Source organism: Pseudomonas sp. RIT288 (genome assembly GCF_000631985.1).
Lineage (GTDB): Bacteria > Pseudomonadota > Gammaproteobacteria > Pseudomonadales > Pseudomonadaceae > Aquipseudomonas.
Genome location: NZ_JFYN01000034.1, coordinates 577,078 through 595,299, shown reverse-complemented (window position 1 = coordinate 595,299; position 18,222 = coordinate 577,078). Strand labels below are relative to the sequence as shown.

Here is an 18,222-nt window from a genome sequence, read left to right as displayed (position 1 = left end):
AGGGGGGCATTGCGACCCGGCTGGCCATGTAAGGATGCTGACGAATGCCGCGTATTGATGTTCCTGCTTTACATCGTGGTTTACGCCCGTTGTTTCGCGTTGCGCTGTGCAGCCAGTTGCTCTGGCCGGCACTGGCGTTTGCCGATACACCCTATGATCAGATGGTGCGTGATGCCCGTGCCGGCCAGACCACGCCTGCGCTGAACGTGCTGCGCCAGGTGCCACCGGGGCAGTCGACCACTGGCCAGATCAGCGATCACCTGCAGATCGCCAGTTGGGCCGGCCTCGATGCGGAAGTGGTGCAGGTCTATGAGACCCAGGGCCGTGACCGGGTGCTGCCGGTGCAGGCACTGACCGCCACCGCACGCGCCTATCGCAACCTCAAGCGTTGGGATCAGGCGACCCAGGTCTACAACAAGGCCCTGGCGCTGGAGCCGGACAACGCTGACCTGCAACTGGGTCTGGCGCTGACTCAGGCTGACTCGGGCAAACCTGACGAAGCCGTGACCCGCGCCAAGGCCCTGGTCGCCGCCAAACCCGACGATCCCTCGCGCCGCCTCGCACTGGGCTATGCCCTGACCCGCGCCGGCAAGCAGTACGACGCGCTGTTTGAATACGATCAGGCGTTCATCCGTGCCGGCAGCAAGCCGGAAGTCGCCCGTGAATACGTGGTCGCCCTGCAAAAGGCGCGGCTGCCGGAACCGGCGCTGCGTCTGGCCAATCAACGTCCCGGGTTGATCGACCCGGTCACCCTGCGTCGCCTCGAAGGTGATCTGGCTGCCGAACGCGTGCGTCTGGCCGAACTCGCCACCCGCAGCGAAAAAGAACGCTACGTGATCGCCGACCGCGCGTTGGCCGATTACGACAAATTGCTCGCCACCTGGACCCCGGACGCCAGCGCCCACGAGGACGTGGTTCGCTGGCGCATCGACCGCATGGGCGCACTCAAGGCCCGGGCGCGCACCGCTGATGTCATCAACGAATATCAGAAGCTGCAAGCCGAAGGCGTGAAGATTCCGACCTACGCCCTGCGCTGGGTAGCGGCGTCGTATCTGGATCAGCGCCAGCCGGAAATCGCCACGGACCTGTATCGCCAGGTGCTGTCGGCCCCGGACGCCGATGTCGGTGATCGACTCGAAGACACCACGGCGTTGTACTACTCGCTGCTGGAAAGCGACCGCGCCGATGACGCGCGCAAAGTCGCCGAGGATCTGGCCAAGACCCAGAAACCGCGAGTCGAACTCAAGGGCTTGCCGATCGGCAACCCCAACGATGAATGGATGGACGCCCAGCAGCTCGCGGCGCAAGCCGGCACCTACGGCTCCGACCTGCCGCACGGCGAGGAACGCCTGCAGACACTGGTCGATCAGGCGCCGGGCAACCTCGGTTTGCGTCTGGCCCAGGCCGATCTGTACCTGGCCCGACAGTGGCCACGCCGCGCCGAAAACCAGCTCAAGGAAACCGAGAGCATAGCCCCCCGCGACATGGGCCTGGAAATCGCCCAGGCGCGCACCGCGATGACCCTGCAGGAATGGCGGCAGATGGATGCGCTGACCGATGACGTGGTCGCGCGTTTCCCGGACAACCGCCAGGTGCAACGAGCGGCCCGCGAGCGAGAAGTCCATGACATGTCCGAACTGCGCGTCGAAGCTTACGGCGGCAAAGCCAATGGCGGTGGCAGCGGTGATGCCGGCGCGGTCAGTGGCAGTCGCGACTTCGGCATTCAGACTACGTTGTACAGCCCTCCGATCGATGAAGACTGGCGCGTATTTGCCGGCGCGGGTTATGCCACCGGCGACTTCGCCGAAGGGACCGGCCATCACCGTTTTCAACGTGTCGGTCTGGAACGTCGAACCCGCGACATGACGCTTGAAGCCGAAGTTTCCAATCATGATTATGGCTTTGGCGACAAACAGGGCGCACGTCTGGCGATCGCCCGTGACATCAACGACCACTGGCAGTACGGCGGCAGCCTCGAATACCTGTCGGCCGAGACGCCGTTGCGTGCGCTGAACAGCGACATCAAGGCCAACGGCGGCAACGCGTTCATCCGCTGGCGCGCCAACGAGAGCCGCGAGTGGCGGCTGTCGGTCAGTCCGTCGCACTTCAGTGATGGCAACAACCGCGTCGAGGCCTTGCTCACCGGGCGCGAGGGTGTCTACAGCGCGCCGAACGTGCAGGTCGATGCCGGTCTGGAAGTCGGCACCAGCCACAACTCGAAATCCGATGACGTGCCGTACTTCAACCCGAAGTCGGACTTCAGCGTGATGCCGACGGTCAACGTCAACCATGTGCTCTACCACCGTTACGAAACCTCGTGGAGCCAGCAGTTCCAGGCCGGTGCGGGTACGTACAGCCAACGTGATCACGGCACCGGCGGCATGGCGATGCTCGGCTACGGCCAGCGTTATGCCTGGAACGACGTGTTCGAGGTGGGCGGCTTGTTCAGTGTGATCAACCGGCCCTACGACGGTGATCGGGAGACCGATCTGCGTCTGCTTGTCGACCTCACTTTCCGCTTCTAGAAGAGTTTGAAGATGCCTTTGATGACGCGTTTCATCCTTCTGCTGGGAGTGCTGCTGGTCAGCGCCTGCGCCCAGCAAGCCCCGGCCTTCGCGCCGCCGTCGCAACGTCCGGTGGCGGCCAGTGAAAAACCGTGGCCGAAAAACCACGTGCTGGGCATCGCCTATCACGACGTCGAAGACCGTGACCCCGATCAGGCCGTGGTGGCGGTGCGCACCGAGCGCATGATCGAGCAGCTCGCGTGGCTGCGGGAGAACGGCTACCAACCGGTCACCGTCGATCAGATCATGGCGGCGCGCAAGGGCGGCCCGGAATTGCCGGCCAAAGCCATCCTGCTCAGCTTCGACGACGGTTACTCAAGCTTCTATACCCGCGTGCTGCCGGTGCTGCGCGCCTACAACTGGCACGCCTTGCTGGCACCGGTCGGCACCTGGATCGACACCCCGCTCAATCAGCCAGTGGATTTTGCCGGTGCACCGCGCGCACGCTCCGACTTCCTGACCTGGGATCAGGTGCGCGAGATCTCGCAATCGGGGCTGGTGGAAATCGCCGCCCACACCGACGCCAGCCACAAAGGCATCCTCGCCAACCCGCAAGGCAACCTGCAGCCGGCTGCCGCGACACGCCGCTACGATCCGCTCACCAAACGCTATGAGTCCGAAGAGCAGTTCCGCGCCCGGATCCGCAATGACGTCGCGACCATTTCGGAAAAGATCCGCAAAGTCACCGGCAAGAAACCGCGCATCTGGGTCTGGCCGTACGGCACGGCGGACGGCACATCGCTGGCCGTGGTCGGCGAGCAGGGCTACGAAATGGCCCTGACCCTGGACGACGGTCTCGATGCCCTCGACAACCTGATGAGCAGCCCGCGTTTCCTGGTGGCCTCCGATCCTGACGGCGAGCATTTCGCCAACAGCATCGTTGGCGTGCAGTCGGATTTCGCCATGCGTGTGGTGCACGTCGATCTGGACAACGTTTATGACCCGGATCCGGCGCAGCAGGAAATCAACCTTGGCAAGCTGATCCAGCGCATGGCCGACATGGGCGCCAACACCGTGTTCCTGCAGGCCTTCGCCGATCCAAAGGGCGACGGGCTGGTGCACTCGCTGTACTTCCCCAACCGTCACCTGCCGGTGCGCGCCGACATCTTCGATCGTGTTGCCTGGCAACTGCGAACTCGGGCGCACGTGAAAGTGTTCGCGTGGATGCCGGTCCTGAGTTTTGGCCTCGATTCGAAGCTGCCGCGTGTCACGCGCTGGGATCCGAAGACCGGCACCACTTCGGTCGATCCGGGCCAGTATCAGCGCCTGTCGCCATTCGATCCGCAAGTACGGCGGATCATCGGTGAAATCTACGAAGACGTGGCGCGCCTGACCTCGGTCGACGGCATCCTTTATCACGACGACGCGGTGCTCTCGGACTTCGAAGACGCCAGCCCGGAGGCCTTGAAAGCCTATACGGCGCAGGGTTTGCCGGGGTCGATCGCCGCCCTGCGCGACGATCCGGCTGCGATGCAGCGCTGGACGCGTTTCAAGAGCCAATACCTGATCGACTTCACCAACGAACTGACCGCCAAGGTGCGTGCGATCCGTGGCCCGCAGGTGCTGACCGCACGCAACATCTTCGCCGAGCCGGTGCTCAATCCTGAGAGCGAAGCCTGGTTTGCGCAGAACCTCGACGACTTCCTCGTGACCTACGACTGGACGGCGCCGATGGCCATGCCGCTGATGGAAAAACAGACCCTGGCGCAATCCGGCCCGTGGCTCGAAGAACTGGTGGCGAAGATCAAACAGCGCCCCGGCGCGCTGGATCGCACCGTGTTCGAACTGCAGGCCCGCGACTGGACGAAAAAGGATCAGGCCGACATCGATGGCGCCCAACTGGCGGACTGGATGGGCCGGCTCAAGCGTCAGGGTGCGACCAGTTTCGGTTACTACCCGGACAATTTTCTCGACAACCTGCCGGACCTGAAAACCGTAAGGCCTGCGCTCTCCAACAAATGGAACCCATGACATGCTGGATAGACTGTTAGCCCTGCTTGTTCTGGCGCTCGTCCTCGGCGTGCCGCTGGGGTTGATCTTCCTGGTCACCGGGCAGTTTCTGATGGACTTCGTGTTCTTCTACCCGTTGTTCATGTCCGGTCTGTGGATTGCCGGCGGCCTGTATTTCTGGCTGCACTGGGAACGCCACTGGCCGTGGAAGGACGACACCCTGCCGCCGCCACTGGAAGGCGAGCCGCTGATCTCGATCCTGATCCCTTGCTACAACGAAGGCGAAAACGCTGCCGACACCATTCACGCGGCGCTGGCCCAGCACTATCCGAACATCGAAGTCATCGCGATCAACGACGGCTCCAAGGACAACACCGCCGAAGTGCTCGACCGGCTCGCCCAGGAAGACCCACGCCTGCGGGTGCTGCACCTGGCGGAAAACCAGGGCAAGGCCGTTGCCCTGCGCATGGGTGCCATTGCTGCGCGCAGCGAATATCTGGTGTGCATCGACGGCGACGCGCTGCTGGCGCCTAACACGGCGGCCTATCTGGTGGCGCCGATGCTCGACAACGCCCGGCTGGGCGCGGTGACCGGCAACCCACGGATTCGCACACGTTCGACCCTGGTCGGGCGGGTGCAGGTCGGTGAGTTCTCGTCGATCATCGGCCTGATCAAGCGCACGCAACGGGTGTTCGGGCGGATCTTTACCGTGTCCGGCGTCATCGTCGCGTTCCGCCGTACCGCGTTGAACCGGGTTGGCTACTGGAGCCCGGACATGATCACCGAAGACATCGACATCAGCTGGAAGCTGCAACTCGATCACTGGAGCATCTTCTACGAGCCGCGCGCGCTGTGCTGGATCCTCATGCCGGAAACCCTGCGCGGTCTGTGGAAGCAGCGCCTGCGCTGGGCCCAGGGCGGTGCCGAGGTGCTGTTCAAGAACATTCGCGGCATCTGGCAGTACCGCCATCGTTACCTGTGGCCATTGCTGTTCGAATATTGCCTGTCGACCGGGTGGGCCTTCACGTTCCTGCTGTCGGTGATTTTCTGGGGCGTCGGCAAGTTCGTGGTCATGCCGGAATCGATTGCCGTGCATCACCTGATGCCGCCGGCGTTCACCGGATTGCTGCTGGCGATCGTCTGCCTGGTGCAGTTCGCCGTCAGCATCATCATCGACCGGCGCTACGAACCGGGTCTGGGCAGAACCATGTTCTGGGTGGTCTGGTACCCGATCGCGTTCTGGCTGGTAAGCCTGCTCACCACATTGGTCAGTTTTCCCAAGGTTCTGTTTGGCCAACATCAGAAGCGTGCGCGTTGGGTCAGCCCTGACCGCGGCATCAAGCCGGTTGGCGACGACGAAGAGGAGGTCATCAAATGAAAATCATCCGGACCCGGCAGCGGCCCTTCCTGGTGGTGGTCGATGTGGTCCTCACCGTGCTGGCCTGGGTCGGCCTGCTGTTTCTGCTGATCCGCGGATTGTGGCCGTTGATCGAGACCCACGCCGGTGGGCCTCGCATCGACAACTCGGCGTTTGAAGCCCTCGGCACCTTGCAGATCTACCTGTGGGTGGCGCTGGTCAACGCGGTGATTCTGATTGGTTGGGCGCGTTATCAGCAGCGCAAAAGCAGAAGCTTCGCCCAGCGTCGCTTGCCGGCACCGGTGGTCGATGATGAAGGGCTGAGCAAGAGCTTCCGCCTGTGCGATGACCGCCTGGAGAAGCTGCGGACCCCTGGAGTGATGACTATCCACAACGATCAGGAGGGCGATATCAGCCATGTGGTGCTGAACTTGCGTCCGATCGAGCCTGCGGAGCTACCGCCAGCGCTGGCGCCACTTGAACATCCGCGGGTGATCTTTCTGCACGCCGAGGATGATGACAATCGCGACCCGGTGAATCGCCCCACCTGAACGACGACGCCCCTGTAGAAGCTGCCGAAGGCTGCGATCTTTTGATTTTGATTTTAAAGATCAAAAGATCGCAGCCTTCGGCAGCTCCTACATTGTTCAGCATTCAGCATTCAGCATTCAGCATTCAGCAATCGGCAATCGGCAATCGGCAATCAGCATTCAGCGGCGAATCAGCTCCCAAGCTTCTTCCATCGCCAGCGGTTGTTTCATCCGCTCGGCGAGCATCGCCATGGCCCGCTCTTCCTCGCAGGCCACGGCGGCGACCACCACGCCGTTGTGGCCGAACAGGCCGATGAAGGGCGGATGCTCGGGTTCGCCGTTGAACTCGATTTCATCCCACTGACTGGCATGGCCAAGGTAGTCGTAGTTCCTGCCGAAGTGCCAGGTCCAGAAAAACGGCACATCCAGATAATGCTCATCGGCGCCCAACATGTTGGCGGCAGCGATGCGTGCGTGCTGCTGGGCCAGGCGCCAATGTTCGATGCGCTGCGGCTGGCCGCTCAGGGTGAACGTGGCGATATCGCCAATTGCCCAGAGGCCTTCGCAGACCCGCAGGCCGGCATCGACACGCAGCGATTGATCCTTCTCCCTTGGCAGTGAAGCGAAGGCTCCTGTCGCTGGGCGCACGCCGATCCCCGCCAGCACCAGATCCGCCGAAACGCGTAAGCCATTGTCCAACAGCACCGCCTCGACCTTGCCCTCGCCGGTGATTTCCCTGGCTTCGTGATCGGTGATGAATTTCACCCCGTGCTGTTCATGCAACGCACGGATCGCCTTGCCCACCGCTTCGCCGAATTGCGCGGCAAACGGAATGGCGTGGCGGGCAATGACTGTGACGTCGAGGCCGAATTGGCGCAGGGCCGAGGCGCATTCGAGGGCGATAAAGCTGTCGCCGATGATCAGCGCCCGCTGCTCGGGTTTGGCGGTGCGCATGATCTGTTCGGCCTGGGCTTTCGAGCGCAGGACGAACACCTGCGGCAGGTCAGCGCCGGGTAGTTGCAGCGGATTGGGCTCGCCGCCGGTGGCGAGCACTGCGGCGTCGTAGCGCAGGGATTGGCCGTCGTTCAAATGCAGGGTTTTCGCTGAAGCGTCGAGGGCAGTGATTTCGCCTTGTCGGCGTTCAATGCGCTGCTCTTGATAAAAATCTTCATCGCGCAGTGGCGGAGTTTCCTGCGCCGACATCTCGCCGGCGAGGACGAATTTGCTCAGCACTGTGCGGTCGTAACCGGCGTCCGCTTCGCGGTCGAGCATGATGATCCGGCCACCGAAACCTTTCTCCCGCAGAGCTGCCGCACATGCCGTGCCCGCTGCACCTGCGCCGACAATCACAAAGGTGCGCGAATCATCGGTCGGAGGCGTGTGCGCATCCGGCAGCGGTTGATCATCGACCCAGACTTCCTCGCCGCGTAGCTCCAGCGGGTAACGCTTGAGGCTGTCGAGGGCTGGTGGTTCGCACAACGCGCCGTCTTCGGCGCGAAACGCGGCTTTGTGCCAAGGGCAGATCAGGCGTCCGTTGCACAGCGCGCCGTCAGCCAGTGGCGCCCCGGCATGTGGGCATTCGCCTTGAAATGCGCGCAGTTGGCCATTGGCGTGGAGCAGGACAATCTCGCAGTCGCCGATTTCGACTTGCAGGCCACGGTCTTCGGGGACATCGGCGAAAAGGGCGACACGGTGCAGGCTCATGTTCGTGCTCCTGACAGGCATTTCTCTTACGAGTTTGCGCCGCAGTGCGAGGTTCAGCCAATTGCCACTGCCAAGCTACGAACGGTACAGCTATAGTTTGCAGGCCGACGAAGGCCCAACCGCACAAGGTACTCCCGGAATGACCCGATTGACCTCTCTCAACCCTTGGCTGGCGGCCGTCGCCGTCGCCCTTTGCGTGCAGTTTCCGGCGCAGGCGGCCGAGCGCTTTACCCTCGACATCCCCGGTGTCTCGGACAATCGCCTGTTCACCTCGGCCGCCGCGAGCGATGCGGCCGGTTGCGGTGGCAAGAACCAGTCCCCGGCACTCGCCTGGAACGCGGGGCCTGCCGGCACTCTGAGCTACGCGATCGTCATGCATGACCCGGACGGCCAGAAAGGTGCTGGCGTCGATCACTGGATTCACTACGGCATCAAGGCCACTACCCGGCAGATCCCGGCCGGCGTCGGCGCCAAATCCAGTCTCGAAGGCGTGGGCGGTACCAACACCAAAGGCACCACCCATTACATCGGGCCATGCCCGCCGGTTGGCGACAGCGCGCACCACTACATCATTCAGATCTACGCCCTTGATCTGGCCCCGGACGCTTTGCCCGCCGGCCTGACCCGCGCCGAGTTGATGGACAAGATCAAAGGCCACGTACTGCGTAACAGCAGCGTGGTGCGGCGTTATCACCGCTGAAAATATTTTCAGCGGCGTTTAACCCGATCTGAAGGGGCTGCCCGTCTCAGTGGATGAATGGATCACTTTTCATCCCGAGGTCAGCCCCCATGTCCCGCTCCCTGCCTTTTCTGCGACCCGTTGCCGTCGGTGTGTTGTTGACCGTCGCCGGTTGCGGCGTGTCTTCCAATCCCGAATCGGCTGCCGTCCCGGCGCCGGCCCAGCCACAGGCGTCGATTCAGCATGAGGCGCTCGTTGCCGACAGTGCGCTGGCCAAGCGCAGTGCGCGACCGGCGCCAATGACGAGTTTCGCGGCGATGCCGGCGAGGGAAAGTTATCCACAAGGCTATCGCGACGAGCAGCGCGAGCAGTATCAGGCGCTGGCCGACAACCCGATTCACAGCGTGACCGAGGCCCCGGTCTCGACCTTCAGCGCTGACGTCGATACGGGCGCCTACGCCAACGTCCGGCGTTTGCTCAATCAAGGGCGATTGCCACCTGAAGGCGCGGTGCGACTGGAAGAGATGGTCAATTACTTTCCCTATAACTACGCGCTGCCCAGCGACGGCTCGCCATTCGGCGTAACCACCGAACTGGCCGCCACCCCGTGGAATCCGCACACCCGTCTGCTGCGGATCGGCATCAAGGCGTCCGACCGGGCTGTGGCAGAACTGGCCCCGGCGAATCTGGTGTTTCTGGTGGATGTGTCCGGTTCGATGGATCGCCGCGAAGGGCTGCCGCTGGTCAAAAGCACATTGAAACTATTGGTCGATCAATTGCGCGAGCAGGACCGGGTTTCGCTGGTGGTGTATGCCGGCGAATCCCGCGTGGTGCTGGAGCCGACTTCCGGACGTGATAAAGCGAAAATTCGCACAGCCATCGAGCAATTGACCGCAGGCGGTTCAACCGCTGGTGCGTCGGGCATCGAACTGGCCTATCAAATGGCGCAGCAGGCGTTCATCCCCAAAGGCATCAACCGTATCCTGTTGGCCACCGACGGTGACTTCAACGTCGGCATCAGCGACTTCGACAGCCTCAAACAAATGGCTGTGGATAAACGTAAAACCGGGATTTCCCTGACCACCCTGGGTTTCGGTGTGGATAACTACAATGAGCACTTGATGGAACAACTGGCCGACGCCGGTGACGGCAACTACGCCTACATCGACAACCTGCGCGAGGCGCGCAAAGTGCTGGTGGATCAACTCGGTTCGACCCTGGCGGTGGTGGCGAAAAACGTCAAATTGCAGGTGGAGTTCAACCCGGCGCAGGTCAGCGAATATCGCCTGCTCGGCTACGAAAACCGCGCCTTGAAGCGTGAGGATTTCAGTAACGACAAGGTCGATGCCGGTGAAGTCGGCGCAGGACACACGGTGACCGCACTGTATGAAATTGTCCCGGCAGGTGAGAAGGGCTGGCTGGAACCGCTGCGCTACGCTAAATCGGAGAAGGTGGTTGCTGCGAAGGATGGAGAATTGGCGATGCTGCGTGTGCGTTATCAACAGCCTGAAGGTGGGAAAAGTCTGCTGATCGAGCGGCCGATTGCCAATCAGGTTGCACCGGCCAGCGAGGATCTGCGTTTTGCGGCGGCGGTGGCGGCGTTTTCCCAGCAACTGAAGGACGGTCGTTATATCGGCGACTTTGGCCTGAAAGACACCGAGGCACTGGCCCGAGGCGCTCGCGGCGACGACCGCTTCGGCTTGCGCAACGAGTTCGTGCAACTGGTCGAATTGGCGCAAAGCCTGCGCACCTCAACCGCATTGAATGCGCTGCCCACTGAGCGACGGATTGAATAGTGAGCCGATTGAAAGGCTTCATCAGTCAGCTGTTTGCTACGCCAGACAGCCTGGCCGCCAGCAGCGATGAAGCGCTGCTGGCGCGTTATCGCGAAGGCGACAGTGCGGCGTTCGAGATCTTGTACGCCCGTCATCGCCAAGGTTTGTATCGGTTTCTGCTCGGATTGAGCGGCAAACCGGAACTGGCTGACGAAGTGTTTCAGGACACTTGGCTGAGCCTGATCCGCAGCGCCAGTCAGCCACAAGGACGGGCGACGTTTCGTACATGGCTGTTCCAGATTGCCCGCAATCGGCTGATCGATCACTGGCGCAAACACGGCGTGCATCAGCCGCTGCACGACAGCTACGACGAACAGCTGCATGCGATTGGCGACGAGACCAATGACCCCGAACAATTGCTGAACCTCAGCCGCGACAGCCAGCGCCTGGAAAGCGCTCTGCAAACCCTGCCTGCCGATCAGCGCGAAGTGTTCCTGCTGCGCGCCCACGGCGACCTCGACCTGGCGCAAATCGCCAGCCTCACCGAAACACCGCTGGAAACCGTCAAGAGCCGCTTGCGCTATGCCCAGCAAAAACTGCGTCGGCTGCTGGCCGAGGAGGTACTGACATGACTGACGCCCGCCAGACACCCGAAGAACAACTGCTCAAGCATTATCGCGAGCAACACACCGGCGAGCCGTCAGAGCAGCTCGATGCGCTGATTCTCGCCGCTGCCCGCCGCGCAGCCCCGGCGCCCAAGCCAAGCCTGTGGCAACGCTGGCTGCAGGCCTGCCAGAAGCCGCGTTGGCAGGTCGCATTCGCCAGCCTGGTCGGTGTGGCACTGATGCTGTCACTGGTGCAACGCGCGCCCGAGCCACAACGGCAATTCGACTTCGCACCGGCCGCCAAACCGGCCGCGCCGCTGGCGCGCAAGCAAGCCCCGGAAGCGCAATCACTGGCCGCTCCGCCCGCTGCGGCCATGTCCGCGCCGGCACCGATGATGGAAATGGCCGCGCCGATGCAAAGCGACGCGATCAGCGACGACCAAGCCAAACTCAGCAAACGCGCCGCCGCCCCGGCCAACGGCCTCGATACGCAACTACGCGAAGTCCTGCGCCTGCGCGACTCCGGCCAGTCGCAAGCCGCTGATGCTTTGTACAACGATCTGCACAAACGCTACCCCGGCGTGGACCTCGACCTGCGACTCGAAAAAATCCGCCAGAACTGACCGCCTGTTCGCCCAGCCATTTGGCATTGCCCGGCAAAAACGCGCACTATCGGGCCATGGCTGAAGCGCTGGAGAACAAAGTGGCAGCAAAAATCGACCGCATCGCCCAACTCCTCAACTGCCCGCAGAAGGGCGAGGAGATGCGGCGCGCGATTACCGAGGCGCGCAAGGAGTTTCTGCTGAACCAGTCGGAAGAAGACGTCGTGGAAGAAGACGAGGTTTTTGAGGAGGTTGGGGAAGAAGAGGAAGACGACGATTACGACGAGTTTGACTGGACGACGGAGTGACCGTCGTCGCATGAAACACGGCGCCCACAAAAAAGCCCCGGACCATCACAGTCCGGGGCTTTCTCGTTTCAATTCATGGCGCACCAGGCGGGATTCGAACCCACGACCCCTGCCTTCGGAGGGCAGTACTCTATCCAGCTGAGCTACTGGTGCAGCGGGCGACATCATACCTAGGTCGGCTCGGGGCGTCCATGCCGGGTTTTGGCGGGTTTTGTCAGTGCGCGTGTCCGTAGAATCGCTGCATTCCTTAAAGCTGTAACGTCCTGCAAAACCCTCGCTTGGCGCTTTTTCCTGGCTGATCTAAGGTTTGGCTGCGGCCGGGGCTTTTTGCTCGTTGATCTGAAAAAACCAGCAAACGCTGGGTTTTTGTTCTTTTTTTCGAACGACCTATTGTCCTTTACCCCCTTTGATCCTACGATCCGTTTGAGATTTCAAACGCTCTTTGACGGGGTGTTGGAGCGCAGGTGCTTTGAATAACGCACGATCGCTGCGCCTCACCTGGTAGATGATTTCCCTGACGGCAGCCTTGCGAGGCGCCTTTCTACAATCATAATTTTGCTCCGCGCAGGCCGCGGTGCTGTTAAGGAAAGCCGACATGCAGCTTAAAGATACCCAGTTGTTCCGCCAGCAAGCCTTCATTGATGGCGCTTGGGTCGATGCGGACAACGGTCAGACGATCAAGGTCAACAACCCGGCCACCGGCGAAATCCTCGGTACTGTGCCGAAAATGGGCGCCGCCGAAACCCGCCGCGCCATCGAAGCCGCCGACAAGGCGCTGCCGGCCTGGCGTGCACTGACCGCCAAGGAGCGTGCAGGCAAGCTGCGTCGCTGGTTCGAACTGATGATCGAGAACCAGGACGACCTCGCGCGCCTGATGACCCTCGAGCAGGGCAAGCCGCTGGCCGAAGCCAAGGGCGAAATCGTTTACGCCGCTTCGTTCATCGAGTGGTTCGCCGAAGAAGCCAAGCGCATCTACGGCGACGTGATCCCGGGCCACCAGCCGGACAAGCGCCTGATCGTGATCAAGCAGCCGATCGGCGTGACCGCAGCGATCACCCCGTGGAACTTCCCGGCGGCGATGATCACCCGTAAAGCCGGCCCTGCGCTGGCCGCCGGTTGCACCATGGTGCTCAAGCCGGCTTCGCAAACCCCATTCTCCGCCTTTGCTCTGGCTGAACTGGCCCAGCGCGCCGGCATCCCTAAAGGTGTGTTCAGCGTGGTCTCCGGCAGCGCCGGCGACATCGGCAGTGAGCTGACCAGCAACCCGATCGTGCGCAAGCTGTCCTTCACTGGCTCGACCGAAATCGGCCGTCAGCTGATGTCGGAATGCGCCAAGGACATCAAGAAAGTCTCGCTGGAACTGGGCGGCAACGCGCCGTTCATCGTGTTCGACGACGCGGATCTGGATAAGGCCGTGGAAGGCGCGATCATTTCCAAATACCGCAACAATGGCCAGACCTGCGTCTGCGCCAATCGTCTGTACATTCAGGATTCGGTCTACGACGCGTTCGCCGAGAAGCTGAAAGTGGCGGTGGCCAAACTGAAGATCGGCAACGGTCTGGAAGAAGGCACCACCACGGGTCCGCTGATCGACGAAAAAGCCGTGGCCAAGGTGCAAGAGCACATCGCTGACGCCGTGGCCAAAGGCGCCACCGTGCTGGCCGGTGGCAAACCGATGGAAGGCAATTTCTTCGAGCCGACTATCCTGACCAACGTTCCAAAAGACGCGGCTGTGGCCAAGGAAGAAACCTTCGGCCCGCTGGCGCCGCTGTTCCGCTTCAAAGACGAAGCCGAAGTGATCGCGATGTCCAACGACACCGAATTCGGTCTGGCGTCCTACTTCTACGCTCGTGACCTCGGTCGTGTGTTCCGTGTGGCGGAAGCGCTGGAGTATGGCATGGTCGGTGTCAATACCGGGCTGATCTCCAACGAAGTCGCGCCGTTCGGCGGCATCAAGGCTTCGGGCCTGGGCCGTGAAGGCTCCAAGTACGGCATCGAGGATTACCTGGAAATCAAATACCTCTGCCTGGGCATCTAAGCCGGGAAAGGGATTGCTGCAAACGCAAAGGGCACGAGAGCGCTGTCCCTTTGCGTCGTTTCAAACCGGAATTTTCTCTGCGGCCAGGAACGCCGTGGCAGTCGATCATCGCATGCTGCCACCGCCGATTTCTCCCGCTTAATCCTTGAACCACGCCGCCCGATGAGCGGTGAATGAGGACTGTAATGAGCAAGACTAACGCTGAACTGATGGCCCGCCGCACCGCAGCTGTTCCACGTGGTGTTGGCCAGATTCACCCGATCTTCGCTGAATCGGCGAAGAACGCTACCGTGACTGACGTTGAAGGTCGTGAATTCATCGACTTCGCCGGCGGTATCGCCGTGCTGAACACCGGCCACGTGCACCCGAAAATCATCGCCGCCGTGACCGAACAGCTGAACAAGCTGACCCACACCTGCTTCCAGGTGCTGGCCTACGAACCGTACGTTGAGCTGTGCGAAAAGATCAACGCCAAGGTGCCAGGTGATTTCGCCAAGAAAACCCTGCTGGTGACCACCGGTTCCGAAGCCGTGGAAAACGCCGTGAAAATCGCCCGTGCCGCCACTGGCCGTGCCGGCGTGATCGCCTTCACCGGCGCTTACCACGGTCGCACCATGATGACCCTGGGCCTGACCGGTAAAGTCGTGCCTTATTCGGCCGGCATGGGCCTGATGCCAGGCGGCATCTTCCGCGCGCTGTACCCGAACGAACTGCACGGTGTGAGCATCGACGATTCGATCGCGTCCATCGAACGCATCTTCAAGAACGACGCCGAGCCGAAAGACATCGCCGCGATCATCATCGAGCCTGTGCAGGGTGAAGGTGGTTTCTACGTCGCGCCGAAAGAATTCATGAAGCGTCTGCGTGCCCTGTGCGACCAGCACGGCATCCTGCTGATCGCTGACGAAGTGCAGACTGGCGCTGGCCGTACCGGCACTTTCTTCGCCATGGAACAGATGGGCGTTGCTGCCGACCTGACCACTTTCGCCAAATCCATCGCTGGCGGCTTCCCGCTGGCGGGTGTCTGCGGCAAGGCCGAATACATGGACGCTATCGCTCCAGGCGGCCTGGGCGGCACCTACGCCGGTAGCCCGATCGCTTGCGCTGCGGCTCTGGCCGTGATGGAAGTGTTCGAAGAAGAGCAACTGCTGGATCGCTGCAAGGCTGTCGGCGAGCGTCTGGTAACCGGCCTGAAGGCCATCCAGGCCAAGTACCCGGTGATCGGTGAAGTGCGTGCCCTGGGCGCGATGATCGCGGTCGAGCTGTTCGAAAACGGCGACAGCCACAAGCCAAACCCGACCGCCGTTGCGGCTGTCGTGGCCAAGGCTCGCGACAAGGGCCTGATCCTGCTGTCCTGCGGCACCTACGGCAACGTGCTGCGCGTCCTCGTACCGCTGACCTCGCCGGACGAGCAACTGGACAAAGGTCTGGCGATCATCGAAGAGTGCTTCTCGGAGCTATAATTCCGGGCACTGTGTGATCTGATCGAGAAAAAACCCGCTTCGGCGGGTTTTTTTATGCCTCGGAAACCCTTTTGCGCTGTATCGAAAGGCCAGCATTGGCTAAGGTTCAGGCATTGCAAGGGAGAGCGCGCATGACCGCCGTTGATTTACCCGCCGTACCCCGAGTGCTGATTGCCGAGGCCGATCCGTGGTCTCGTGACCTGCTTAAACAAGTGTTGCTCAACGTGCGCTGTGATGCGCGGCTGGACTTGTGTGCCGATGGCCGGCAAGCCATGTCGTTACTCAGCGAAGTGCCTTATGACCTGGCCATTGTCGATTGGGAATTGCCCGGTATCGATGGCTTGAGCGTGCTGCGCAGCGTGCGCCAGCGCAAACGCAATCCGCCGCTGCCGTTCATTCTGATGAGCAGTCGCAACGACAGCGCCAGCGTGCGCGAAGCCATCCCGTTGGCCCCGACGGCCTATCTGACCAAACCGCTGAACATGGAAAGTCTGACCGAGCGGCTGCAGGGTTTGCTGCTGAATTCGGGTGAAGAGGTGTTCTGCGAAGTGCCGACGCTGGCGCCTGGCATGACCTTGTCGGTGTTTCTTGAGCGGCGTCGCGAACAAGCCGATGGCGCGCCGTTGATGACCGATGTGCAAGTGGCGGTCAAACGCAGCCTCAACCCCAATGGCCTTGATCTGAAGCTGCTGGAAGAAGAGATCCGCACCGATCCGCAGATCACCGCCGTGCTGATCGCCGCCGCCAACAGCGCGGCGCAGCATCATGGTGTGGCGGTGCAGACCCTGGGGCAGGCGCTGCATCGCCTCGGCACCGGGCAGAGCATGAACCTGATTCTCGGCCTGGCGCTCAAACGCAGCGCCAGACTCAGTGACCCGTGCCTGGCGGACTACGCCGAGCGCTATTGGGGGCTGTCGCTGCACACCGCCGAATACGCCCGCACCCTGGCGCGTCTGCTCGATCTGGATCAGGAGCGCTGCTACTGCGCGGGCATGCTGCATCGTCTCGGTGACCTGGCGTTGCTGCGCTGTTTGCAGGAGTGGAAGCAGGCCGGTGGCGAGCTGGATGAGTGGGAGGAGGTCGGTGACGCGCTGGCGGAGTTTGGCGCGGCCTACGGTTCGGCGCTGCGTACACGCTGGCGCCTGCCGCTGGAGCTGCGGGAGTTGATTGCTTCGGTCTACCAGCTCGGTGGCGGGGTCTACTCCCGAGAGGCGCTGGTGATGAACATGGCAGCGCAAATGGCCCGTCTGACCGAGCATGAGGGCGTTGAGGAACTGGCCAGGAGTCGTACGGCGCGGCTGCTGAAGATCGGGCTGCCGGAGTTGATGCGGATGCGCAAATAACCGGATTTGTCAGGATCCCCTGTAGGAGCTGCGGCACGCTGCGATCTTTTGATTTAACGATCAAAAGATCGCAGCGTGCCGCAGCTCCTACAGGGGAGGTAAATCGGACGGTGGATTTCAGCTTGAGATGATCCGGTTCTTGCCCTGACGCTTGGCCTCATACATCGCTGCATCCGCCCGGGCGAACAGGCTGTCGAGGCTTTCGTCTTCATACTTGAGGCTGGTCAGTCCCTGGCTGACGGTGATGCCGAAAGTCTGGCCGTCGACATTGAAGCTCAACCGCTGAATCTCCTGCCGCAGTCGCTCGGCCACTTGCAGCGCCATGTCCGGCGCGCAACCGGGGAACACGGCGGCGAACTCTTCGCCGCCAATCCGCCCGAACAGATCACCCCGGCGTAACGAGGCGCGCCCGCATTCGGCGATGCGCTGCAGCACGTTATCACCCTCCGGGTGGCCGTAACTGTCGTTGATCAGCTTGAAATCATCGATGTCCAGCAGCAGGAAGGCCAGTGGTGCACCTTGCAGGCGCGCCTCTTCGAACTCGCGGTTGGCGCATTCGAAGAAGTGCCGACGGTTGCTGCTCTGGGTCAGCACGTCGGTGGTCGCCAGGCGATGCAGCTCGGTTTCCATGTGCTTCTTGTCGGTGATGTCTTCGGCAATGCCGACAATGATCACCGGTTGCCCGGGCTCGTCCTGACGGTTGATGAAGCATTTGTCGCTGAGCCAGCGAACCTGGCCGTCGGCGGCGATGATCCGGTACTCGCGGTCTTCCACCGCGCCCTTGTGCAGCACTTCGGCAAGACTGCGTTCGGCATAATCCAGGTCGTCGGGGTAGATGCTGTCGCGCCACTGGTTGTAGTCGGCCAGCAACAGGCCTGCGGAGCGACCGAAAATCCGCTCGTACGCAGGGCTGACATACAGCACCTGACGGGTTTCCCAATTGAAGGCCCAGAGCACCGCGTTGACGCTCACCAGCAATGAGCTGAACAGCTGTTCGCGCTCGCTCAGCCGGGCGACTTCGCCTTGGGCGTGCATCAGCGCCATCAGGGTTTGCGCGGCCTCGGGCCACTGCGCAAGGGATGAGTCTTTTTGATTGTTGTTGACCATCGGCACGTTTCTCAAAAGGTGTGCCGCAATTTCGACAACGGCCACAGTACAGCCCGCCGGGGTGGCGAAGTGTCTTTGAGATAGGGCTTTCGGTGCTAAGTTCCGCGCTTTTGTGGCGAGGGAGCTTGCTCCCGCCAAGCGGTAATCACCATGATCACGCTGCCTGGAGGGGGAAATGGCATTAACCCTGTAGGAGC

General features: G+C 61.9%; 14 protein-coding genes and 1 tRNA gene. 12 read left to right on the top strand and 3 right to left on the bottom strand.

The window, feature by feature from the left end:
* Window positions 1-44: 44 nt before the first annotated feature.
* From pgaA to pgaD, 4 genes are read left to right on the top strand one after another with little or no spacing between them, the layout of a single operon-like run.
* Entirely contained in the window at window positions 45-2,525 is a 2,481-nt protein-coding gene (pgaA, locus tag BW33_RS21420) for a poly-beta-1,6 N-acetyl-D-glucosamine export porin PgaA (RefSeq protein WP_047601044.1), read from the top strand.
* A gap of 12 nt (window positions 2,526-2,537) precedes the next feature.
* A complete protein-coding gene (pgaB, locus tag BW33_RS21415) occupies window positions 2,538-4,535 on the top strand; it encodes a poly-beta-1,6-N-acetyl-D-glucosamine N-deacetylase PgaB (RefSeq protein WP_047601043.1) in 1,998 nt (665 codons plus the stop codon).
* Between the two features lies 1 nt (window position 4,536).
* On the top strand, window positions 4,537-5,892 hold the full coding sequence (gene pgaC, locus BW33_RS21410) for a poly-beta-1,6-N-acetyl-D-glucosamine synthase (RefSeq protein ID WP_047601041.1): 1,356 nt from the start codon (window positions 4,537-4,539) through the stop codon (window positions 5,890-5,892).
* Complete coding sequence (gene pgaD, locus BW33_RS21405) at window positions 5,889-6,422, top strand: poly-beta-1,6-N-acetyl-D-glucosamine biosynthesis protein PgaD (RefSeq protein WP_047601040.1); 534 nt, start codon at window positions 5,889-5,891, stop codon at window positions 6,420-6,422. The genes pgaC and pgaD overlap by 4 nt, the downstream gene beginning before the upstream one ends.
* Before the next feature lie 159 nt (window positions 6,423-6,581).
* On the opposite strand, the gene BW33_RS21400 is transcribed toward pgaD, so the two are convergent.
* Complete coding sequence (locus BW33_RS21400) at window positions 6,582-8,105, bottom strand: FAD-dependent oxidoreductase (protein WP_047601038.1); 1,524 nt, start codon at window positions 8,103-8,105, stop codon at window positions 6,582-6,584.
* 139 nt (window positions 8,106-8,244) lie between these two features.
* Between BW33_RS21400 and BW33_RS21395 the strand changes: the two genes are divergently transcribed.
* From BW33_RS21395 to BW33_RS21375, 5 genes are all read left to right on the top strand, one after another.
* On the top strand, window positions 8,245-8,805 hold the full coding sequence (locus BW33_RS21395; protein WP_047601037.1) for a YbhB/YbcL family Raf kinase inhibitor-like protein: 561 nt from the start codon (window positions 8,245-8,247) through the stop codon (window positions 8,803-8,805).
* Window positions 8,806-8,894: 89 nt separating this feature from the next.
* A complete protein-coding gene (locus tag BW33_RS21390) occupies window positions 8,895-10,580 on the top strand; it encodes a vWA domain-containing protein (protein ID WP_047601036.1) in 1,686 nt (561 codons plus the stop codon).
* A 29-nt stretch (window positions 10,581-10,609) separates the two neighbouring features.
* Complete coding sequence (locus tag BW33_RS21385) at window positions 10,610-11,191, top strand: RNA polymerase sigma factor (protein WP_236645231.1); 582 nt, start codon at window positions 10,610-10,612, stop codon at window positions 11,189-11,191.
* Complete coding sequence (locus BW33_RS21380; RefSeq protein ID WP_047601033.1) at window positions 11,188-11,787, top strand: hypothetical protein; 600 nt, start codon at window positions 11,188-11,190, stop codon at window positions 11,785-11,787. Before BW33_RS21385 ends, BW33_RS21380 begins: the two co-directional genes overlap by 4 nt.
* Window positions 11,788-11,843: 56 nt before the next feature.
* Window positions 11,844-12,074, top strand: a complete 231-nt coding sequence (locus tag BW33_RS21375; RefSeq protein ID WP_007963505.1) for a hypothetical protein — start codon at window positions 11,844-11,846, stop codon at window positions 12,072-12,074.
* 76 nt (window positions 12,075-12,150) lie between these two features.
* Here BW33_RS21375 and BW33_RS21370 read toward each other — a convergent pair.
* Window positions 12,151-12,227 (bottom strand) — tRNA-Arg (locus BW33_RS21370).
* 442 nt (window positions 12,228-12,669) lie between these two features.
* On the opposite strand from BW33_RS21370, the gene gabD reads away from it, so the two are divergent.
* From gabD to BW33_RS21355, 3 genes are all read left to right on the top strand, one after another.
* Entirely contained in the window at window positions 12,670-14,112 is a 1,443-nt protein-coding gene (gene gabD / locus BW33_RS21365) for an NADP-dependent succinate-semialdehyde dehydrogenase (protein ID WP_007963502.1), read from the top strand.
* Window positions 14,113-14,297: 185 nt separating this feature from the next.
* Window positions 14,298-15,575, top strand: coding sequence for a 4-aminobutyrate--2-oxoglutarate transaminase (gene gabT / locus BW33_RS21360; RefSeq protein WP_003220503.1), 1,278 nt, complete (start codon window positions 14,298-14,300; stop codon window positions 15,573-15,575).
* 131 nt (window positions 15,576-15,706) lie between these two features.
* On the top strand, window positions 15,707-16,918 hold the full coding sequence (locus BW33_RS21355) for a response regulator (protein WP_047601030.1): 1,212 nt from the start codon (window positions 15,707-15,709) through the stop codon (window positions 16,916-16,918).
* Window positions 16,919-17,035: 117 nt separating this feature from the next.
* Here BW33_RS21355 and BW33_RS21350 read toward each other — a convergent pair whose 3' ends face one another.
* Window positions 17,036-18,025 carry a GGDEF domain-containing protein gene (locus BW33_RS21350; protein ID WP_047601029.1) on the bottom strand — a complete coding sequence of 330 codons (990 nt, stop codon included), beginning with the start codon at window positions 18,023-18,025 and terminating at the stop codon, window positions 17,036-17,038.
* Window positions 18,026-18,222: the final 197 nt, after the last annotated feature.